Origin of the sequence: Kamptonema formosum PCC 6407 (assembly GCF_000332155.1) — a bacterium.
Lineage (GTDB): Bacteria > Cyanobacteriota > Cyanobacteriia > Cyanobacteriales > Microcoleaceae > Kamptonema > Kamptonema formosum.
In genome coordinates this window covers 1,273,262-1,295,088 of the sequence record NZ_KB235903.1, presented here as the reverse complement: position 1 = coordinate 1,295,088, position 21,827 = coordinate 1,273,262, and the positions used below count along the sequence as shown (strand labels likewise).

The following is a 21,827-nucleotide window of genomic DNA, read 5'->3' as shown; positions in this document are numbered from 1 at the left end:
TACACTTTTATCGTCGGCGTTTCCGTCATCTATTTTGAGATACAATGGTACGTCTCCATCTCCAGTTACGATTGTGTCTATGATAAATTGTTTCAGGTCTGGTCTTCTATCCCCTGAGTATCCATGTACGATTTTTATGGCTTTCATTTCATCTTCTCTCTCTAAGGATTCTGCTTCAATTACTTGACCTTCTTTCTGACAGCTTTTGTATTCTCCTTCTACTGATATTGAACTGCTGTCTAGGTGAACGCTTTTCATTTCTACTTGAAATTTCATCGCTGCTTTCAAGGCAATTGCTGTGAATAATTTTGTCGTCCCAGCTTGATAATATTTGTCTAATGCTCTTCCTATCCTGTCATCGTTTAATTGTTCAGGCGTTACTCCTTCTCCAATTAGATGTTCTGTTGCTTTTCCTACAAAAAATGTGTCGAATAGGTATATTGGAGCGCTCAAAAAACCCAATCCGTTCAAAATCATCGCTTTCATTACTTGTCCTGGACTGAGGGTTTCTTTGGTTCTTAATCCCACTTTTTTGTTGACTTCTTCTACCAATTCCATCTCATCTATTATTCCTGCTACTATTCCTAAATGGTCTAAATTTACGATATTTATCGCTTCTGAGGGCTTTTTCATAGTTTTTAGAGTTGGGTTAGTTGTGGAAGTTATTATATCCTAAAAAAGCCCAAAATGATTGTATGGCAATCATTTTGGGCTTTCGTGATTCCGAATTTATCTGAAATTAAATCTGCTTAAATATCTGCGGAATGTGGGTTGAAAAACTTAGTAATGACAAAATCTTAAACTTCACATCTTAAAAAGATTAAGCCATTTCTCGCAAAACTCCCCCTAACATATCCACAATTCGATCGATATGTTCCTTTTCAATAATCAATGGTGGCGACAGCGCAATGATATCACCCGCCGTCCGAATCAACAGCCCTTTTTCAAAGCACTTTAGAAAACAATCAAAAGCCCGCTTACCCGGCTTACCCGCAATTGATTCCAACTCAATACCTGCCACCAATCCCAGATTGCGAACATCGATCGCATGAGGCACACCCTTCAAAGAATGCACCGCATCTTCCCAATACCTAGCCATACTAGCAGCACGTTCAAACAATCCCTCTTCCTGATAAATATCCAGCGTAGCTAAAGCAGCAGCACAAGCAACCGGATGACCAGAATAAGTATAACCATGAAACAACTCAATCGCATTCTCCGGCGCATCCATAAAAGCATCATAAATGCCTGGGCGAACAAATACCGCACCCATTGGAATCGTCCCATTAGTAATCCCTTTAGCGGTGCAAACTAAATCAGGCTTCACTCCAAAATATTCAGTCGCAAAACTTGCACCCAAACGACCAAAACCCGTAATTACTTCATCAAAAATCAGCAAAATACCGTACTTATCGCAAATCGCCCGCAGCCTTTCTAAATAGCTTTTTGGCGGAATCAATACCCCCGTAGAACCCGCCACAGGTTCAACAATTACAGCCGCAATCGTAGACGCATCATGCAAAGTAACAATCCCCTCTAACTCATCAGCTAAATGTGCCCCCCATTCTGGTTGTCCGCGTGTAAAAGCATTTTTTTCTAAATTATGAGTGTGAGGTAAATGATCGACACCATTAAGTAAACTCCCAAAGAACTTACGATTAGGAGAAATGCCGCCGACAGAAATACCACCAAAACCTACACCATGATATCCCCGTTCCCGTCCGATTAATCTTTGGCGAGTACCTTCACCTTTAACCCGGTGATAAGCAATCGCAATTTTTAAAGCAGTTTCCACTGATTCCGAACCAGAATTAGTAAAGAAAACACGATCGAATTTACCCGGCATCATCTTTACTAAACGTTCCGCAAGTTCAAAAGCCCCCGGATGTCCCATTTGGAAAGGAGGCGCATAATCTAGATGGGATACCTGCTTGGAAACTGCCTCTACAATCTTGTCGCGGGAATGACCAGCATTGACACACCAAAGTCCCGCAGTACCATCTAAAATTGAGCGGTTATCATCTGTAGTAAAGTGCATACCTTTCGCCGATACCAGCATCCGAGGATTGGCTTTAAATTGACGGTTTGCTGTAAATGGCATCCAATAAGCTTCGAGATTATCCATTGTTACCTTGTACTTTTTAATGTGGTATAGTAGAGATTAAATTTATCTCTGCGATTCTAATTTTATCAAAAAATTAGTGATTTTGGCTAATGGGAATTTCAATCGCGAATTCAGTTCCTCGATTGGGTTCGGAGGAACACTGCAACATTCCTCTATGCTTTTCTACGACAATTTTGTAAGCTAGAGAAAGCCCTAAACCCGTGCCCTTACCGACAGGCTTAGTAGTGAAAAAAGGATCGAAAGCCCGGTTTTTGACTTCAGTAGGCATTCCACAGCCATTATCTCGAATTTTGATCGCAGCACGAGAAGTTTCCTTTAGTATTTGAGTATAAATAGTAATATTCCAGGAGCGATCGCCTACCTTTTCAAACCCACCCTTTTTGATGCTCTCTTCCAGAGCATCAATCGCATTTGTCAAAATATTCATAAAGACTTGATTCAGATCCCCAGGATAGCATTCTATCTGTGGCAGGTTTCCATAATCTTTAATAATATTAATTTCCGAAGTTGCGGTCTGAGCGTTTAAACGATGCTGCAAAATCATTAATGCGCTGTCAATTCCTTCGTGAATATCAACTCGCTTCATCTCGGATTCATCGTGACGGGAAAAGTTTCGCAAGCTCAAAACTATCTGGCGAATGCGTTCAGTACCTACCTTCATTGAAGATAGGATCTTGGGCAAATCTTCCACTATAAATTCCAGGTCAATCTCTTCAAGCGAATTTTTAATTTCCGGTGTCGGATTTGGATAATTTTCCTGATAGAGGAGCATTAAATCTAGCAACTCTTGAGCATATTTACTAGCGTAGGTAAGATTACCATGAATAAAGTTAACAGGATTATTTATTTCGTGAGCTACGCCAGCCACCATTTGCCCTAAACCAGACATTTTTTCTGTCTGAATTAGTTGAGATTGGGTTTGTTTTAGTTCTCCCAAAGTCTTCTCCATTTGCTCAGCCTTCTCCTCTAAAATCCGCAGTAAATATACTCCTACCACTAACATTACAGCCGCACCTAAACCCACTATAATAATCCCCAGAGCGAGTTGATTTGCTGGTGCAAAAGCTTCATCCTGGTGCATCTCCGCTAACAAAGCTAAGTTTCGTTTATCAAGCCAACGATAAACACCAATTACTGGTATTCCATGATGGTTTAAATAAAATGCAGAACTATCTATACCGCTGGTAGCCTCATCAATCCCAAAACTCTTAACCTCTTCAGATAAGTCGGGTTTTCCCGATGAACTTCCTGATATAAACGTATTTCTAGCAGCCAACTTACCTACTAAATAAGTTTGACCAGTGTCTCCTAAACCGGAACGCTCGCGAATAATTTTATCTATTCTTTCTAGACTTAAATTAGTTGCTATTAACCCGATAACTTTACCTGTCGGAGCTAATAATGGCAGAGATAGGGTCGTCATTGGCTGCCCAGTTACTGACGAAGGATAAAAAGCTGGTGTCAACTCCATATTTTCACCTAATTGCGTAAAATTTGAGAAATTTTCATAAGTTCCTTCGCGAGACTTGTTATTGGAAAGAATAATTTTACCGCCATTAGTAAGAATAAAAATTTCTGGTAAGTTTGGCTGAGTGCTAACTGCTTGCTCCAAATATTTACTCAAGGCGGCGTAGGCTGAGCGATACTCAGGTTCCGATGCTTTACGAGTCAATAAGTTCTTAATATGAACCGTGAACTCGGATGACTGATTAATCAATAGAAAAGCTTGTCGTTGATCGTCAAACCACCGATCGAGTTCACCTTCTTTGAGAGTTGCAGAAATATTTAACTGATTGAATACAAGTCGCTCTAAGTCAGCTCTAGCCTTAGCCCAAGCGACATATCCTACAACTCCTACTGTCACTAGAGACATGAATAAGAAAACGGTAGAAAGCTTGACTGTCAAGCTTTTCTGCCAAAATTTCATGCTTTTTTACTCCTAGTTTATAGAGTGAGGCAATCGCCTCCCGAAACTGTCTTTCAGAATACAATTGAGAGCTTGTCCTAAACATTCTCTTGCTGCACTCTAACATACGAAAGGTTGAATAGAGATAGAGGGTTACTACTACTTTTGTTTTAGTACCAAAATTGTAATATCATTATAAACCTTAAAATTAGTAATATTCTGATTAGCTTGAGCTATTTGCTCAGCTTTATGATCTACAAATTATTTTCTGAGATATTGACGCAGAAAGCGGATTTTCAGCCACCTTCTGCGTAAGTTCTGCACTTTCTCAAAAGTGGAAACTGCCCCCTATTTCCACTCAGAGAAAATCTGTTTGATTTTCGCGATCGCTTCATCAGCAGCTTGCTCCGGCGATAAACCATCTTTCAGGATGCGATTGAGGGTTTGCCCCCACACATTCTCCTGCTGCACTTTAACATAGGCAGGGTTCAGTGCCGGATAAAAAGGGCGGATCTGGCGCTCAGTAAATTGCTTAACTGCTACTGACAAATGCGGATCTTTGGGATCGTTCCAGAAAGGATCTTTTAGAAGTTTTGGCATGACAGGGAACCATCGCCCTGCGGAATTCTTAATATAAGCTCCTAAGTTCTCAGGCTGAATCAAGAAAGATAGAAATTCTTTAGCTACTTTCTGATGTTGAGATGATGCAAATATAACTACCTGCTTGACAGAAGCCATGTATCGAGTCGGTTTCCCGTCTGGCTGATTGGGAAACTCCATTGTGCCAATTTTATCGTAATAAAGGTCTGTATCTTGCTTCTGTGAAGTCGGAATTGATAAGCTGGGATTGGCTGTGATTAGAGCAGTTTTGTTCAGAAAGTTAACATTATTATCTGTATTTTGCCAATTCAGCGCATTTGGGGGTACGTATCCTTCCTTATAAAGGTTTGTACACCAATCTAATACTTTAATAATGCTTTGTCTGGTTGTGGGATCGTCTAGCAGAAGTTGACCATTTTCGTCTAATAATCTTACCTTGTATGCTTCTAAGAATTGCTCAAACATGAAGTAAGTATCTGAACCTCCGGGAGACATTGGCAACCCAAAAGCATAAATATTTTGTTGCCCCTGTTGGCGCAAATTTTTCTGAGCTTGTTTCCAGAAGTTCCAGAATCCATCCCAATCTTTAGGAACCTCTCGCTCGCTTAGGCCTGCGTCTTTAAGTAGGTCACGCCAGTAAGAGATGTGAATTGTCTGCTGCTCAATCGGAACTGCATAGTAGCTGCGTTTTTTGACCTTATTGTTATATAAATATACAGATTCTATGGCATTAGGAGTGTACAGGTTTTTGACGGGATCTATCACATCAGAAACATCTACTAGCTTGCCTTCCCAAGCCCATTTCGGACTCCAATTAATATCTGTTAAGTGCGCGAAGAAAATATCCGGTAGATTGTTACTACTTAGGGCTTTGTCTGTCTGTTGAATAATATTAGCATCAGTAATAAAACTCAACTTAACTTTGTTCGGGCTTTTCTTTTCCCACTCAGAAATGATTTGGCGAAATGCTGCATCTTCCTCTGGATAGTAACCCTTATTCCACCAAATGTTTAAGGTATTGTCAGCGGTGGGATTTGCTGTCGTTTGTGTGGGTGTGGATTCTGCTACTGGCTTGTATGTACGATTCAGACAGGCTACTAATACAAGGCTCAAAAAAAAGAGCAGGATAAATGTTCTTTTTTGTAACATGATTTTACAATTAACCGATGGTTAGCTGATTTGGGATCTCGCGGATCTAGTATACTATAATCTACAAGCAAGACTGATGACTTGTGACTCCTTAACTTCTCAAGTGAAAATTGAGGTAAAAGTAGTCGATCAAACATTATATACGAACTTCAAAATTTTAAGTATATAAACCATCACTTAGAGAGAATAAATCTCCTAGCTCCCTTAAAAGGCTGCTTTGAATGTCCCCTCATTTTTTAGAGGAGCAGGAGGAATCGATGTTTCAAATTTCAATTGCAAAAATCCTATAAATATTACCGTTTTTCCTCTGTTTTTATATGGCTATTGCGTGCATCTACAATATTTTTGAGATGGTTGACAACAGTACGGTATCCCTCTGGTGGAAATAGCTTACCTATATCTTCCAGAATCTCCTCTTTTGTAGATGCTGCCAAAAGCGCTTCAAAAACTCTATTAGCAGCACTTCTAAGGCGGTTGCGAACTTCTTCATTAATTTCGCCTTGGGAAAGCCAGTTCTCAAGTTGTTCCTCATATTCATCCATTAGTTTTGGATATTTAGGCATAGTTATTACTCTATTTTGTACAGCTAATATTATTGCGATATATTGAACATAATAACTCGTTACGGAGTAGGAAGGCGAGATATCGTATCATAATTTTACAAATACAGCCTACAAAATAATAAATCTTAGCTAGTACAGTTAAAAATAAATTAAAGTGTTATACTCAAACAAGGTTAAACTGTACCAGCCAAAACGCTTCCCCATCCTATATAGTGCTAAATATCTCCCTATAGCCATTCTGAGGAAAACCCCCGTGAGAATTCCTTTAGAGCGAAAATCCTCCAAAGCCGTTTATCTACAAATACGCGATCGCATTTCGCGCCTGATCGAATCAGGAGCCTTGCAACCTGGAGAAAAACTCCCTTCAATTCGCTCTTTAGCTTTGAATGCAGGGGTAAACAAATTAACCGTAATTGAGGCCTATAGCGTCCTAGAAGCCGATGGGTTAATTCACGCCCGTCCCGGTGCAGGCTATTATGTCAGTAGCCCCGAAATTACCTGTCCTAAATCAGCTTCAAACTTTGCCCCACCCCAAGATGTAATAGTTTCCGAGCGAGAAGGTGGTGGATTTTTTAATATTTATATGGGTGGTATCGAAGCGCGGCAACACTTAGGAACGATCGATTTTAGTAGCGGTTTTCCCCTAGAATCTGGTTCAGAAGATTTGCAGCGGATTGCTAGGCGAGCCGTCAAACAAATCGGCACGAGCCTATTTAATTACGATTTGCCCCAAGGACAATTAACGCTCCGACAACAAATCAGCCGGATGTTAGTACAGCGGGGATTAGAAGTAACACCAGATTATTTAATTGTTACTAACGGTTCTAAACAAGGGCTATCTTTAGCTATTCACCACTACGTGCAACCGGGAGATTGGGTAATAGTAGAAAGTCCTACCTATCACGGAATGCTAGCAGTTTTATCCCATAGAGGAGCCAGAGTAATTGGCATTCCGATGACAGCGGAAGGCATGAATTTAGAATTGTTGGAAAAATACCTCTATACTCATCATCCTAAGCTAATTTACACAGTTTCCACCCTACACAATCCCACAGGTGTCACCACCTCTCAATCCCACCGCCAGCAATTGCTACGGCTAGCAGAAATGTATAAATGTCAAATTCTCGAAGATAACGCCTATGAAGGATTAAATTTCGACCCCGTACCCGCACCAATTAAGGCATTAGATAGACAGGATTGCGTGACTTATATCGGCACTTTTTCTAAAACTCTAATGCCGGGGATTAGAGTGGGTTATATGGTAGTTACAGGTAAAAATTATCAGCCATTAGTTGAAGGTAAATTGCTTCATGACTTGCACGTTTCTACTATTTCTCAAGCAATTGTTAGCGAATATTTAGCATCTGGACATTACCGCCGACATTTGGCTCATTTGCGAGGTCAACTACTCCAAAACCGGAATGCAATGCTAAGTGCTTTGGAGCGTTATTTTCCCACTTCTGCTTCTTGGACTGTTCCCAACGGTGGCTTATTTCTTTGGGTGCATTTGCCGTCAGGTTTGTCGATGCACTCAATTTATCAGCAAGCTTTATCCCGAAAGATTCTTATCGGTGACGGGACACTATTTTTTCCTGGTCAACAAGGGTATGCTGCTTTACGTTTGAATTATTCTCGCAGTCCAGAAGAAATTGAGCGCGGGATTTCAGTATTAGGTGAAATAATTAAAGATTGTTTAGACTCTCCGCAAAGGAAAGCTATCGCTAAAGAGTACACAGCCAACGAGATATAGAAACAAGCTGATCATCTATTTCCTCACTGAACCTCCGTCAAAAGATTAAATTGCTCGCTATCAACGCGACCAGATTGATACAAAATTTCTGCAATTTCCAGCAGCGTTAAAACCGCGTGAGCCCGATATCCATTCTCCTGTAATCTATCTTTTACCCCCTGTCCATGATCGATAAATACCACAATATCTTCCACCTCCAAACCCGCCGACTTTAACTTAGCAGCACCTTCCATCGCACTCTTGCCAGAAATCAGAATATCATCGACTACCACAATCATTTCGCCAGCCTGAAAATGCCCCTCAATTAATCTTCCCGCACCGTAAGCTTTCACCTCCTTACGCGGGAAAATCATCGGCCGTTCCATTCGTAAAGCTAAACCTGTTGCTGTTGGCAAAGAACCATAAGGTATCCCTGCAATTCGATCGAATTTCAGGTCTTTCAGAATGTCCGCATAAGCACTGACAATTAAATGGAAAATTTGGGGAATGGAGATAATGGGTCGCAAATCAATATAATAGGGAAATACCGCTCCCGATGCTTGTACGTGGTCGCCAAAAATTATACAGCCGATGTCATAAAGTTGTAAGATTAAATCGCGGTGAGGTTCAGGTTGCAAAAAGCAGACATCTGGAAGCCACAAGTCGCAAGTAGGACTGCCTTCTACTACCCGAAGTCGCTGTTCGTTAACAGCGTCCCGCAACTTCTTAATTGCCTTGCCATTATCCTCTTTTACTAATAAACTTGGGGGGACTGGTAATAGCAATCCTTCGCCATTTTTACTCAAACCAGCAGCAAGAATCTGGGTGAGATCGTCCTCTTCTGTAAGATCGTTTTCTTCTGCTATATCTCCGTGAATTAAAATTAACCGTTCGGGAGCAGCTTTGCGGATGCGAGCTAACATATCCGCCATTACTCCTACTTCTAAACCCAGTTGATCTAGAGTTCCCCAACTTTGAGCTGCTTGTACTAATTCTAAGTAAAGAGGATGCTCAGCCGTCGGATATTCTTGCAAAGTAGCGGCAGAAGGGTTAGCAGTTGCACAAAGTATAAAAACTGCTTTTCCAGGGTATACTAAAAAAGGAGTTACTTGGTCAACTCCGGCGTAAGGAGACAAAGTAACAGCATCTACTTGCCAGTCTTCAAAGGCGTTACGAGCAAAGGCGGTACTGGTGTTTAAATCCCCGTGTTTGGCATCTAAAATTACTGGAATATGAGGAGGAATACTTTTTAAAGTTTGTTGCAAAAGTTCCAAACCGGGAATGCCCAGAGCTTGATAAAATCCTAAGCTGAGTTTATAAGCGCAGACAAAATCTGCTGTTTTGCTGATGACAGACTGTAGTTCATTTTCCAAGTTAGTGACTAAGATTTGAACTCGCTCGCTCGCAGGTGAACCAGTCGAGAAAATTTCGGGATCGGGGTCAAGTGCTACATAGAGTAAACTTTGATTGCGCTCGATCGCTGTCAGCAATTTATCAAAGAAATTAAGTTGAATGTTCATTAGTAATGAGTATTTCCTAATTGTAATTCACTAAAGGCTAATAGTAATGACTTAAAGGCAGAAGGCTGCTATGCAGAAGGCAGGAGGCAGGAGGCAGAAGGCTGCTATGCAGAAGGCAGGAGGAAAATGGAATAATAGAAAGGGTTTGGGCGATCGAGAATCTCCTAACCCTTGTGGCGGTTGCTATAAGTTACAGGTAGTTTGCTGGAAATTCCAGGGCTACAGTACCTAGTCTATAAAAAAATACTAATACATTATCCCTGCGGTTTTCGCTCAAGATAATGTATTAGTATCATAAAATTTAACATTTAGGAGAGGAATTGATGACTGAAAGCATAATCAGCCATCAATTCCTCTCCGCTTCGCTCTATTTCAGCTTTAAACCAAAGACATGGATTTTAGTTCAGGAGCAACATATTTCAGAAACCAGTCTATAGTTTCCGCCTTAAGCCAGCCTTTGTGAACGGCCATCTCCCCGAAGCGCTTCCCTGTTTTGCGTTGCTCAATCAAAAGCGTACTAATTTGATCGTCATCTAACAGTGCAGCAGATTTAAGATATTGACCTAAAGGTTTTTTCTCCTTTGTTGCCGCTAAATTTGGCAAATGCTCTGCCAAAAAATCAATAGTTTCAGGCTTGATCCAACCTCGCCGCGCTAGAATTTCCCCAAACCGCAGGCGGTAATTATCTTCTGCTTGTTCTTGCAGCACCGCTGCTACTTGCTCAGAGGAAATTAAGCCGGCCTCTTGCAAAATTTGACCGATTGGTTTTGAGGTATTTTGCTTAGCTACTTGAGCTTCAGCCATCAGGCTAGCTTCGGTTCTTTGAGTTTTAGGTGCAGCAATATTTTGGGAATTGGGGGCTACAAACTCAGGAGAAATTACAAAAGGAGTTTGATAGATGTTTAACTTCTGTTGGAAAATCAGCCAGAAAAAAGGTAAGCCTTCTAGTAAATATCTTTTCCAGAGGCGTTGAGGCTCCGATAGCAGCCGATGGAACCATTCCAAGCCAACTTCACTCATCCATTTTGGGGCGCGATTGCGGTAGCCAGCTTCAAAATCAATGGTGGCACCAATTCCCAACAATACTTTAATATTCTTTAGTTGATCTTTATATTTGTGAATCCAGATCTCTTGCTTGGGCGATCCCACTCCAACTGCTAAGACTGTAGCGCCCGATTGATTGATTAAATCTACAATTTTGTGGCATTCTTCTACATTATTTTCAAAGCCAAAAGAGGGAGAATGAGAAGCGATTACTATATTCCGTCCAACTTTGGCATTGATTTCGACCATTGCTTTTTCTGCTACGCCCTCAGCCGCGCCCAGCAGGAATATTGTTACATCTTTGTCGTGTTTGTAATAAGTATAAAAGGCTGGGAAAAAATCAGAACCCGATATTTTTTCTTGCAGGGGACTGCCTAAAAATTTTGAGGCGTACATCACGATTTTGCTGTCACACACCCGGTAATTAGCCTCTTGATAAGCTTGGAAGAATGCTCTATCTTTTTGCAGCTTCATCAAGTGGTCTACATTAGTGGTAAAGACAACTCCTCCCTCACACTTTAGCCGACGAAGTAACTCGGCTGCTGAGAAATTGTGGATGGATACATTAAGTACATTAATCATTTTCATGGCAGTACACCCCTATCTTGTTAAGTTAACCCACTTGTTTCGTGAAAATACTGATGGATGGCTTTGTGTTTGGATTTAATAGTTTTAAGTATATTGCTAGTTATGAGTATTTGTCTGCGGTAAATACGGTGATTGTGTGAAGTTTCGATGAAGTTGGAGGGAAAATACTGTAAAGTTTAGGTAAAGCTTCCGTAGACTGGGCTGTAGGCGGGCAAATCTCAAGATTGTACTTACGTATTATTGCTGCTCGCTAACTAAGTAAAAATACTTATAAATCGTGAATATCTACTATAGTCTAGATTTGAGCCTCTCATAGCTCTAGGCTCTAATCTATAGCAGGAGGCAGAAGGCAGGAGGCTCTTATGTAGGATGAAAATGCAATTTATAGAAAGTGTTTGGGCGATCGATATCGTTGCAAGTTGGTGATGTGCATCACTCAAAAGTATCAAAAAACTGTTGATAGTGAGATAATTAAAGAATCAACATCAGTCCAGAGGTAGATTGCCATGCTAGAAAATGCACTTGTCTGCTATTTAATTATTGCCCTGGCAGTTTTTAGCGTGTGGCTGGAAGCTTTTTGGAGCGATGCTACAACTGCCAAAACTGACTGCACATCTTGGGTGGCGTTAATGTTGGTTCCGCTTTTCTGGCCAATAGTGTTACCTATGTCCAACTTTGAGCTAGCAACAAAGCTGAGTTCAACAGTTCCCGACAGCAGTAATCCCTAAGTTTATGGATGCAGGGGATTTGCCAATTACCATTTACCCATTAGCAAATTTTTAATTGCAGGTGGTGTCTTGGAGGTTGTACCTGAGATAGTCGTGGATGCGATCGCAAGTTCGACCTACCAGTTCTCCTACGCGATCGTTCATCTCACTGTTAACAGCTAACGGAGTCATCTCTTCAACGCCCCAAAGTTTCACCGTTCCATCCCAACTGCCCGATGCCAGCATTTTCCCGTCGGTACTCCAACTGAGGCCGTAGACGCGATCGCGATGGCCTGCGAGGGTTTTCAATAAGCGACCGTCCAAACTCCAAAGTTTTACAGTATTGTCAAAACTAGACGAGGCTAAAACTCTACCATTTGGGCTAAAACTGACTCTGGAAACTTTATTGCTGTGATCCTCTAGAGTTCTCAACAGGCGACCGTCCACAGTCCGTATTTTTACTGTATTGTCGTCAGAGGCTAAGGCAATAGTACGGCCATCGGGGCTGAATGTCACCCAATTGACCTCGCCGCCGCCTTCGGCGATCGTTCGCAGCAATTTCCCATTTTTGTTCCAGAGTTTGACTGTTCTATCAGCGCTAGCAGTAGCAATAACTTGACCGTCGGGACTGAAACAAACGCTGTAAACCCAACCACTGTGACCTGCGATCGTCCGCAGCAATTTCCCATTTTTATTCCAAAGCTTCACCGTTTTGTCAGCACTAGCAGTGGCAATAGTTTGACCATCAGGACTAAAACTCGCGTCGAAGACTTCATCGTTGTGAGCTTTCCAACTTGCGATCGCCTCCCCCCCCAAACTCCAAAGTTTCACCGTTTTATCCTTACTCGCTGAAGCAATTGTAGAGCCATCTGGTGAGAAACTTACGCTATAAACCCATTCTTGATGCCCCTTCAGGAGCAAAGGAATAATTGAATCTCGTAAATAACTAAATTCTTCTGCCTTCTGCCTTCTTCCTTCTGCTTTCAAATTCCAAAGTTTTACCGTTTTGTCCCGGCTTGCCGACGCTACTATATTACCATTAGGATTGAAACTCACACCGTACACCAAATGCTCGCGATCCTTTGGAAATTTGACTTCGAGAGTTTTCAATAGCCAAATATCAGGTCTCCAGAGTTTCACCGTATTGTCTGCACTAGCAGTTGCAATAGTTTGACCATCAGGGCTAAAACTCACGCCATAAATTATCGCTCTGTGACCTTTTAATGTTGTTAACAGACTGCCGTCAAGCCTCCAAATTTTCACACTATTATCTTCACTGGCAGTTGCTAATGTCTGACCGTTCGGGCTAAAATTCAAGCTTCTAATTCCGCGCTCGTGACCTTCCCATGTTCTTAAAAGCGTTCCATTAATGCTCCAAATTTTCACCAATTTGTCAGCACCAACGGTAGCAATAATATCACTATTTGGGGAAAAACTTACACTTGTAACATCAGTATTTTGACCCTTGAGATTTTTGATAAAAGCAAATTTCTTACCCCCTTCGCCCTCAATGCTCCAAAGTTTCACGGTGTTGTCAAAACTAGCACTAGCAAGCATTTTACCGTCCCTACTCCAGCTCAAACTCGTAACGCCGCTGTTATGTCCTTTAAGCGTAATGGGGCGGGGGCGCAGGGGAGCGGGGGAGCGGGGGAGATGGGGAGCGGGGGAGATGGGGAGCGGGGGAGATGGGGAGATGGAAGAGAAAAATTCCCCTTGTGCCCCTCTGCTCCCCTGCCCCTCTGCTCCTCTGCTCCTCTGCCCCTCTGCTCCTCTGCCCCTCTGCTCCTCTGCTCCTCTGCCCCCCTGCTCCTCTGCCCCTCTGCTCCCCTGCTTCAGATTCCAAAGTTTTATAGTATTGTCTTTGCTTGCAGAAGCGAGAATCGTTCCTTGAGGATTGAAACTGACACTGAAAACACTTTCACTATGACCCGAAAAAGTTTCAAGTAATTTACCTTCAATACTCCAAATTTTCACGGTTTTATCTTTGCTGCTAGTCGCGATTTTCTGACCATCGGGACTAAAACTCACCGCATAAATGCGATCGCTGTGTCCTTCGAGATTTTTAATCAACTCACCGCGATCGCTCCAAAGTTTTACAATTTTATCATCACCAACAGTAGCAATAGTTTTTCCATCGGGACTAAAACTCACATCCCAAACCCAACCTTTATGTCCTTCTAATCTATTGTACTCTTGCACTTCGGATAGCGGCCCCTGTAAATTGCGAATCACTTCTTTTTGCAGGAGATTAAATGCTCCTAATAACTGCAATTTTTTAGCCGCCCGCAAACTATTTACTAAAGCATCAAGCTGGTTTCCTGAAACTCGCAGAGCTTGAGATGTGGAATTTAGCGCTTTGATTTCAGCAATTTCTGCTTGTCTTTTTTGAGAACCTGCATTAAATGCTTCTTTTGTTTGATAAGCAGCTCCCCATGCGGCCATTATTGCTGCGATTGAAATTAGCCCAAGTCCCAAAAGAGCTTTCTGGATTGTGCGCTTAGCTTTCTGTTGCGCTTCTATCAATGTCTGATTAGCAATAGCTAATATTTCAGATGCCTGTTTTTCAGCTTCTAAGGCAATTATCACCTCTCGTTTTTCGGATTCCAAACTAGCAGCTAAAAATTGATAATCTAGATCGTTTAAGCTTTTATCTGCGGCCCAGATTTGAGCATCCCGCAATGCTTGACCCCGCAATAGTCGCGAGTCATCTAGGCGACTGGAATTAACCCAAGTTGTAATTGCTTCGGAATAGGGCCGTAGAGAAGCTAAGGCTCTATCTACCCACTTTTGATTAAATATTTCTTGATAGATACGGTTGTAAATTTTTAGTTTCCCATCTTGTTTAACGACTAAACCAGATAGTAGTAATTCTGTTTGTTCAGGACTACCATCGGCGGTAACTTGATCCTGTAAAATTTGCTGGTAAAGTCCCAGAAGTCGGCCAGAATTCTGTTCGCTTCTGAGGATGCGATCGCGAATTGTCTTTAAATGTTCGGGTTCATCGCGATATTCCCAATTTTCGATAACATAATCGCGGACAATTTGCTCTACATTCGGCGTTCTACTATCAGCATTTTTAGCAATTATTTGGCATAATTTCTGAGTTAAAAACGGTTGTCCTCCCGTCCAAGTTAGAATCTCTTGTAAAACACTTTCAGGGTTGTCTGCAACTTCTGCTAATCCCTCTGTTAAAGATAGCTTCGCTTCCTCAAAAGTAAAACCAGTTAGCTCAATACCTTGACCGATATTAAACTGCGTCCGCTGTTTATCAGTAATCAAATCCTGGGGCGTACCTACTCCCAAAAGGCAAAAAGTGAGGCGATTATATTCGGCATTGTTGGCGCGTTTGTTGTAGCAAGCACGGAGAAAAGCAAAAAAATCATCTTTGAAATTGAGGGAGATAATACTATCTATTTCATCTATAAAAATTACAATATTTTGCGGTAACTCCCGCAGCAAAACCGACTCAATAAATTCGCTAAATTTGTCTAAAGGTGACAATAAATTATGTTGTTTCCACCAATCTATACAGTTAATTTTGTTGGATAAATCAAACTCCTTAACTAATCTTCTGACAATACCTAAATACCATTTTTCTGGCGTTACATCTAGACTGCCAATTTCTGTAAGATCGATAGCAGCGCAGATAATTCCTTCTGCATTTAACCTTTGGAAAGTTCGCACCCACAAACTAGATTTCCCCATCTGGCGCGAATTCAATACATAACAAAATTCTCCTTTTTTCAAACCATTATAAAGCCGATTATCTGCTTCCCTGACTACATAAGTAGGGTGTCGATCTTCTAAACTTCCCCCAACTTGATAGGATTTTTCAATTAACATAGTAATTTATATTGGTTGACAACTTAGGTAACGCCGCTTTGGGGGGTATCTTATGCCAAATCGGGGTTTAGTAATCCCCTTTATTAGTAATAATCCGTCATTGCGAGCGAAGCGAAGCAATCGCAGAGACTAGGCGATTGCTTCGCTTCGCTCGCAATGACAATAAAAAGGGTAGTAAACCCGGATTTGGTATTACCGCCCAAAGCGGCGTTACGGATGAAGGTCTTAATCATAGTAGTTTATTTGTATTTGCCTACTTAAATTATTAAGCTCGATCGCGAAATTTATTTTGAAAATACTGCCGATATAACTGACAACTGGGTATCACCCCATTTTGCTGCTGTTTGACTAATCCAATACTCAGCAATTTAAATTGTAGCATTGATTCTAACTGCACGCTACCGTTAGTATTAACTACCTGTTTGAAAGCTGTTGCCAGTTGAGGATATTCTTGAATAGTACCCCAGTGTCCCTGCAAATGTTCGCGGTAAATTCCTAAATCTGTAGGAGCATTTTCTAGCAATTGTTCTAGGGTCAAATTCTGACGACGGAGGTGATAAATTGCCAATTGTACTAGATAAGGATGGCCTCCTACCATTGCCATTAAATCTGCAAGATATGCTTCTCCTGTATTAGTCTCCCAATTTAGACCGTAACGCTCCGCTAAATCTTGTACTTGTTTGGGAGTAAATTCGGGTAATTCTATGGGCAAACCAACATTAAATGGGGATTGATTCACCTTCAGAGGGATATAAACATCTGTGGAATGTACGATTACTAGCCGCAGTTTTTTCCAGATAGAATCCTTGAGTTTTGCATACTCGTGCAATACTCGCAGCAATCCAAAAAAATCTTGAGCAATTTCGGGATGAGGGAAAATGCGATCGACTTCATCTAATCCTAATACTACTGGTGTATCTATTTCTGAAAGTAGATAATCCTCGAAGTAATTTGTACAGTTAGTATTGCTGGTAAACAGTTCTTCATCCCAATAATCAGCTAATTTATTCGGTAGTTGTAACTCTCTGCTCGCGCACTTGCAAAACCAGCGGAGAAATTGATCCAGGCTTTTTAATACTCCTCTATCTGCTAGCAACAGGTTTAAATTTACTGTTTTGTATCCAGCTTGAATGGCACTATTTAAAATTCGATTGAGTAGTGAAGTTTTGCCCATTTGCCGGGAGGCTTTGATGCGGATTAAAGCTCCTGGTTGTAAAATTGCTTGACAACAATCTAATTCAATGGGCGGACGTTCTAGGTAAAAAGTTGAATCCAATTCAACTGGCCCTTCTGGAAATTCTAGTGAAAGGTCAGATGGTAATTTTGTCGGCGTTAAGGTGACAGATTTTCGTTCTAGTGCTGTGCGAAAATTACTTTTACTTACCTCTTCTCCCAAGGCTTCGGAAAGTAATTTCCAGAATTTGTGACCGACTGTTCGCTGGAGATAATTGACAGTATATTCTGTATTGGCTGCCATTTCTTCGTAGGTTTGATGCAGCCACGCCCCGTGAAATATAGTAGTTTCGACATCAGTTAGATATCTGCCAGCATTGGTGAAAACTGCTTGATTTACGATGGCGAGGGCTTGTTCAAAATTTAGAGTGTTTGTTTGCATAAAGCCTACAATTTTCAGGCTGGGATATCTAAGTACAATTAGTCCTATTCCAGATTATTCTAAGTTAGCAAGCGGCTCCCGCTAACCCTCTTAAAAAGGCAGAGCTATGAGATGTGCTAAAATCTTTAGCTTGCTTAAGTGCTTCCATCAGGTTAGCTGTAATTGTCATGTTGCCAGAGCGATCGCAGAATATCTACATTTTACTATAGAAAATTAATCAAATGAAGGCGGACGGTGAGACTAAGACTTTACCCTTCGACGGGTTCAGGGACTACAACTGTGCCCTGAACCCGTCGAAGAGCTCAGTCGAACGCTTGTCAAACTGGTCAAAGGAGCAAATTTATTGATCTAATTTCCAGCCCAATGCAGCAGCGACTTGACCGGCAAGTTGCAGGGGATTAAAGGGTTTAGCGATCGCATCACTTAGACCCATTTGAGTATAGCGGCGACGGTCAGAGGATTGGATCTTTGCCGTCAATAGAATTACTGGAATACCTTTAGTCGCTGAATTTTCCTGAAGCTTTTTAAAAGTCGCAAGCCCATCCATATCGGGCATCATCACATCTAGCAAAATGGCATCAGGTTGTTCAGTTTCGGCTTTACTCAAGCACTCTTGACCAGAACTAGCGGTCAGCACTTCCCAACCCGCTACGGTTTCCAGGCAAACCTTAGCAACTTCTTGAATGTATTCCTCATTATCAACTATGAGAATGCGTTTTGTTGTCATATTTACCCCCCTGTCAACAATTTCTTTCACTAGGGGTTAATATCATTCTATCATCTTTTAAATCTCAAAATCTTATGTTTAATTAGGTGGATTTACCGATCGCCTGCCAATCACCCTATCCTCTCCTGCTCGCAGTCCCGAATCGGAATCATGAAATAGAATATACTACCCTCACCTAGAACGCTTTCCACCCAAATATGACCGTCGTGCTGTTGCACAATACTGCGACAAATAGCTAAACCCAAACCTGTGCCTTCATGATTTCGAGAATCTGATGAATCTACTTGTTGGAAGCGCTCAAAAATACTTTCAAGTTTTTCAGTAGGAATGCCACGCCCTTCATCCTTAACTATGAACAATAGATGGCGATCTTGCTGTTGAACTGTGAGCCAAACTATCTTGCCAGTATGTGAAAATTTAATTGCGTTGCTGAGCAAATTAATTAATGTCTGGACAATGCGATCTGGATCTGCCCAAAGCGAAATAGAGAGACTGGAAACCGAGAGAGTTACCTCAACTTTATTAGCCAGAGCTTGTACTACATTTACTGCTTCTGTAATCAGATCCTCAACATTGCAGCATTGCTTTTCCATCTTCACTCTGCCCGACTCAATGCGTTCGATATCTAGAATGTCATTGATCAGACGCACTAGGCGATCGGTGCTATCTACGGCAATATATAACATTCGTTTACCTTCCTCTGAGTCCGCTTTGAGCAAACCGCTTGCTAACATTCCTAGCGAACCATGAATCGAAGTTAGGGGCGTGCGGAGTTCATGACTAACAATGGAGATAAACTCATCTTTCATGCGCTCGATTTGCTTGCGGTCAGTGATATCCTGCAAAAATACAGTAAATGCTACTTCTTTGTCTAAATTCAATTTAGAAATAGAGGCTTCTGCTGGAAATTCAGTACCATCTTTGCGGCGACCAGAAATTTCGCGCCTTTCTCCCATCCGCCGAGATCTAATAGGAGATTGCCCAAAGTCATTTACATATTGCTGATGGACTTGAACAAAGCGTAATGGCAACAAAACATCTAGAGGTTGTCCGATCGCTTCCTCTGCTGAATAGCCAAAGATTTTCTCTGCTCCCTGGTTAAATAGAGTAATGCGCTGATGGCGATCGAGAGAGATAATGGCATCTTCTGCAATATCTAGAATGCCTGCAAACCGCGCTTGGGAAATCTGGAGAGCTTCTTGGATGCGTTTATGTTCTTCCAGTTCTGATTGCATACAGTTGTTAACTTCCTGTAACTCAGTTGTGCGCTCTGTAACTCTTCGTTCTAGATTATTCTTTTCGTTTTGTAGCGCTTCCTCAGCTTGTTTGCAAGCAGTAATATCTCTAACAGTTCCTAGAATTCTGACAGGTTCACCCGTTTCGTTATAAAAAAATTTTCCTTTACTTTCAATCCAATGAATGCTACCATTAGACCAAACGATCCGATAATATTGGCTATAGTCTGTTTGTTGTTGGCGGGCAAGATTTAACTGGGCAATTAAACTTTCACAGTCTTCTGGGTGAAGGTAAGAATAGAACATTTTATCCGTACCATCAAAGGTTCCAGGAGCCAGACCAAACAATCTTTCGTGTTCTTCAGACCAGATAATTTGATTGGTCAGTAAGTTCCAGTCCCAAATCCCCATTTGACCTGCTTCTAAGGCTAGTTGGAGCCGCAGTTCGCTCCTAGTCAATCCTGCTTTTGCCTGTTGGCGATCGCCCATCTCGCGTTTGACAGCTCGGATTCGTTCTAGTCGATTAATGATGCGGGTGACAAGTTCTGGCCCGACAATTGGTTTACTGACAAAATCATCTGCACCCACTGAAAAGACCTGGTTGATGCTCTCAGCATCGCTGTGAGCTGTGAGAAATAGAATCGGTAAGCTGCTCCAAGATGAGTCGTTTCGGACAATTTGACAGAGTTCAGTTCCACTAATCTGTGGCATTTCGATATCTAGAATCAGCAAATCGGGTGAAGTTGTTTCTAACAATTCCCAAAATTGTCTGGGATCGGCAAGGGCGATGATTTTGAGTCCCCAGGGTTCGAGCAGCGATCGCACAATTGCCAGCATTTTTGGATCGTCATCGACTACCATTACCCTCGCTTTTTCCCGATCTACTTGATGCAATACTTGGTTAATTGCATCCAATATCTGTGAGGGGGGAACCGATTTTGGCAAGAATGTGTGTTCCCCCAGACGAGCAACCTCTAAGCGTGTAGTTAAATCATCGCGTTCAGTAAAGATGATGGCGGGAATAGGGGGAGCGTGTTTTTTTAATTCAGCTAATAAGGTCAGACTTTCTGCGGCTGTAGGAAAAATCGCAGGCTCTAAAAGCACTAAGTCTGGTGATTTTAAGCCGATTTTATTTCTGGCTATAGTCAGGTTGGTAGCAACTTCGAGATCGAATCCCCAGGTTGTAGCTTCAGCAATTAGTTTTTTAGCTAGGGAGCGATCGCGATCGACAATTAACAGTAAAGGACGCTCATCTGCGGTTGTAGCCTCTGTAGCAGAGGGAGTAGGATCTGGCTCTGTTGGTGTAACCGATAATTCGGAAATACTATGCGATCGCTCAATTTCCTCCCGCAGCAGTCTCACCCATTCGCGTAATTGTCTCACTCGATCCTGGCTCAAAGGCTGTTCAACTTTTAAGGTGCGTTCGATCCGTCGGGCCAATTCCGAACCCGCCGATAAACCAAACGTCCCCAACGATCCCGCCAGCGTATGAGCTTCCTGTTTTGCCAGTTGTTGTAACTCCCGATCCAATTCCTGATGCCACAAGGCGTTAACGGCTCGTTCTAGGACTCCAACTTGTTCGCTTACCCGTTGCTGGAATTGAGACCAAACTTTGCTGACCATCGCCAGCGTTTGGTTTTGAGTCCCTTCGCTAACACTAGAATCTGAACTCTGAATATCTCTCTCTCCCGTTTCCTCATCTTTGCGTCTCCCCTTCCCCTCTCTCCTTTCCTTCGGCTTGAGGCGATAGCCGATCCCGTAGACGGTTTCGATCATATCTGTTGGCGCACCAGCCGCTTTTAACTTTTGCCGCAGTCCTTTGATGTGGGTTCTAACGGCTTCGTCGCTGGGAACCTCTTCAAACGACCACAGGTTTTCTAAGATTGCTCCACAGCTAAATACGCGGCGGCTATTTCGCAAAAACAGCTCTAGCAGGGCATATTCTTTGGCAGTCAGGGATAAAGGTTTGGTTTTATATGTAACTTCACAGCTTATGGGATCGAACACCAAGTCGCCCCACTCCAGTACAGATTGACTGGTGAGCTGATTCCGGCGCAGTAATGCGCGAATCCGAGCAGCTAATTCTTCCGGTTCAAAAGGCTTGACGACATAATCATCCGCCCCTGCATCCAAGCCCAGAGCCTTGTCATGGCTGGTATTTCGAGCTGTGAGCAGGAGAATTGGCATTTGATGGCCTTGCGATCGCAACCTTTGACACAGCGTAATCCCATCTAGTTTGGGTAGTGTGACATCCAGCAGAATCAGGTCATAGGCAAAGGCTTCTGTTAATTCCCACCCCTCTTGTCCATCGGAAGCTGTTTCGACTGTGTAGTTTTGGCTAGCAAGGGTCGCTACCAATGCTTGAGCGGTCAGTTCGTCGTCTTCTACAACTAAAATTTTCATGCTCAGAAATAATCGACCAAGATACTAAGGGGATGAGGCTGACAAATCCACTTATAGCAACCGCCAGGGCGGT

14 protein-coding genes are annotated in these 21,827 nt (G+C 42.1%); 3 read left to right on the top strand and 11 right to left on the bottom strand.

Features of this window, described 5'->3' with window-relative positions; translation table 11 throughout:
• The 5 genes from OSCIL6407_RS37030 to OSCIL6407_RS0110520 all read right to left on the bottom strand — a co-directional run.
• Positions 1-633 (bottom strand): IS1634 family transposase (locus tag OSCIL6407_RS37030; protein ID WP_019487201.1); only part of this gene is annotated, 633 nt, incomplete at its 3' end.
• Positions 634-820: 187 nt separating this feature from the next.
• Positions 821-2,125 (bottom strand): aspartate aminotransferase family protein, encoded by a 1,305-nt coding sequence (locus tag OSCIL6407_RS0110535; protein WP_007353706.1) that lies wholly within the window; start codon positions 2,123-2,125, stop codon positions 821-823.
• A gap of 73 nt (positions 2,126-2,198) precedes the next feature.
• The gene (locus OSCIL6407_RS0110530) at positions 2,199-4,052 is read right to left on the bottom strand and encodes a sensor histidine kinase (protein WP_007353707.1); all 1,854 of its coding nucleotides are present in this window, start codon (positions 4,050-4,052) and stop codon (positions 2,199-2,201) included.
• Positions 4,053-4,379: 327 nt separating this feature from the next.
• Positions 4,380-5,780 carry an ABC transporter substrate-binding protein gene (locus tag OSCIL6407_RS0110525; RefSeq protein ID WP_007353709.1) on the bottom strand — a complete coding sequence of 467 codons (1,401 nt, stop codon included), beginning with the start codon at positions 5,778-5,780 and terminating at the stop codon, positions 4,380-4,382.
• A gap of 293 nt (positions 5,781-6,073) precedes the next feature.
• On the bottom strand, positions 6,074-6,343 hold the full coding sequence (locus OSCIL6407_RS0110520; RefSeq protein WP_007353710.1) for a hypothetical protein: 270 nt from the start codon (positions 6,341-6,343) through the stop codon (positions 6,074-6,076).
• Between the two features lie 253 nt (positions 6,344-6,596).
• On the opposite strand from OSCIL6407_RS0110520, the gene OSCIL6407_RS0110515 reads away from it, so the two are divergent.
• Positions 6,597-8,093 (top strand): aminotransferase-like domain-containing protein, encoded by a 1,497-nt coding sequence (locus OSCIL6407_RS0110515; RefSeq protein ID WP_007353711.1) that lies wholly within the window; start codon positions 6,597-6,599, stop codon positions 8,091-8,093.
• Between the two features lie 23 nt (positions 8,094-8,116).
• On the opposite strand, the gene OSCIL6407_RS0110510 is transcribed toward OSCIL6407_RS0110515, so the two are convergent.
• Entirely contained in the window at positions 8,117-9,592 is a 1,476-nt protein-coding gene (locus tag OSCIL6407_RS0110510; RefSeq protein WP_007353712.1) for a bifunctional orotidine-5'-phosphate decarboxylase/orotate phosphoribosyltransferase, read from the bottom strand.
• A gap of 70 nt (positions 9,593-9,662) precedes the next feature.
• Between OSCIL6407_RS0110510 and OSCIL6407_RS36205 the strand changes: the two genes are divergently transcribed.
• Complete coding sequence (locus tag OSCIL6407_RS36205) at positions 9,663-9,824, top strand: hypothetical protein (RefSeq protein WP_007353713.1); 162 nt, start codon at positions 9,663-9,665, stop codon at positions 9,822-9,824.
• Positions 9,825-9,970: 146 nt separating this feature from the next.
• On the opposite strand, the gene OSCIL6407_RS0110500 is transcribed toward OSCIL6407_RS36205, so the two are convergent.
• Positions 9,971-11,224: a WecB/TagA/CpsF family glycosyltransferase gene (locus OSCIL6407_RS0110500; RefSeq protein ID WP_007353714.1), complete on the bottom strand. Its 1,254-nt coding sequence runs from the start codon at positions 11,222-11,224 to the stop codon at positions 9,971-9,973.
• A 506-nt stretch (positions 11,225-11,730) separates the two neighbouring features.
• Between OSCIL6407_RS0110500 and OSCIL6407_RS0110495 the strand changes: the two genes are divergently transcribed.
• Complete coding sequence (locus OSCIL6407_RS0110495) at positions 11,731-11,952, top strand: hypothetical protein (RefSeq protein ID WP_007353715.1); 222 nt, start codon at positions 11,731-11,733, stop codon at positions 11,950-11,952.
• 51 nt (positions 11,953-12,003) lie between these two features.
• Here the strand turns inward: OSCIL6407_RS0110495 and OSCIL6407_RS31810 are convergent, their stop codons facing one another.
• From OSCIL6407_RS31810 to OSCIL6407_RS0110470, 4 genes are all read right to left on the bottom strand, one after another.
• Positions 12,004-15,774: a WD40 domain-containing protein gene (locus OSCIL6407_RS31810; RefSeq protein WP_019487199.1), complete on the bottom strand. Its 3,771-nt coding sequence runs from the start codon at positions 15,772-15,774 to the stop codon at positions 12,004-12,006.
• Positions 15,775-16,039: 265 nt separating this feature from the next.
• A complete protein-coding gene (locus OSCIL6407_RS0110480; RefSeq protein WP_007357154.1) occupies positions 16,040-17,389 on the bottom strand; it encodes an AAA-like domain-containing protein in 1,350 nt (449 codons plus the stop codon).
• A 340-nt stretch (positions 17,390-17,729) separates the two neighbouring features.
• Positions 17,730-18,116 carry a response regulator gene (locus OSCIL6407_RS0110475; protein WP_007357155.1) on the bottom strand — a complete coding sequence of 129 codons (387 nt, stop codon included), beginning with the start codon at positions 18,114-18,116 and terminating at the stop codon, positions 17,730-17,732.
• A gap of 110 nt (positions 18,117-18,226) precedes the next feature.
• On the bottom strand, positions 18,227-21,754 hold the full coding sequence (locus OSCIL6407_RS0110470; RefSeq protein ID WP_007357156.1) for a response regulator: 3,528 nt from the start codon (positions 21,752-21,754) through the stop codon (positions 18,227-18,229).
• Positions 21,755-21,827 lie beyond the last annotated feature (73 nt).

Bases quoted from the DNA above. Each gene is read 5' to 3' on its own strand.
- OSCIL6407_RS0110500 (WP_007353714.1), bottom strand. From the start codon at position 11,224: ATGAAAATGATTAATGTACTTAATGTATCCATCCACAATTTCTCAGCA.
- OSCIL6407_RS0110475 (WP_007357155.1), bottom strand. From the start codon at position 18,116: ATGACAACAAAACGCATTCTCATAGTTGATAATGAGGAATACATTCAA.
- OSCIL6407_RS0110510 (WP_007353712.1), bottom strand. From the start codon at position 9,592: ATGAACATTCAACTTAATTTCTTTGATAAATTGCTGACAGCGATCGAG.
- OSCIL6407_RS0110530 (WP_007353707.1), bottom strand. From the start codon at position 4,052: ATGAAATTTTGGCAGAAAAGCTTGACAGTCAAGCTTTCTACCGTTTTC.
- OSCIL6407_RS0110495 (WP_007353715.1), top strand. From the start codon at position 11,731: ATGCTAGAAAATGCACTTGTCTGCTATTTAATTATTGCCCTGGCAGTT.
- OSCIL6407_RS0110480 (WP_007357154.1), bottom strand. From the start codon at position 17,389: ATGCAAACAAACACTCTAAATTTTGAACAAGCCCTCGCCATCGTAAAT.
- OSCIL6407_RS31810 (WP_019487199.1), bottom strand. From the start codon at position 15,774: ATGTTAATTGAAAAATCCTATCAAGTTGGGGGAAGTTTAGAAGATCGA.
- OSCIL6407_RS0110520 (WP_007353710.1), bottom strand. From the start codon at position 6,343: ATGCCTAAATATCCAAAACTAATGGATGAATATGAGGAACAACTTGAG.
- OSCIL6407_RS0110525 (WP_007353709.1), bottom strand. From the start codon at position 5,780: ATGTTACAAAAAAGAACATTTATCCTGCTCTTTTTTTTGAGCCTTGTA.
- OSCIL6407_RS0110535 (WP_007353706.1), bottom strand. From the start codon at position 2,125: ATGGATAATCTCGAAGCTTATTGGATGCCATTTACAGCAAACCGTCAA.
- OSCIL6407_RS0110470 (WP_007357156.1), bottom strand. From the start codon at position 21,754: ATGAAAATTTTAGTTGTAGAAGACGACGAACTGACCGCTCAAGCATTG.
- OSCIL6407_RS36205 (WP_007353713.1), top strand. From the start codon at position 9,663: ATGCAGAAGGCAGGAGGCAGGAGGCAGAAGGCTGCTATGCAGAAGGCA.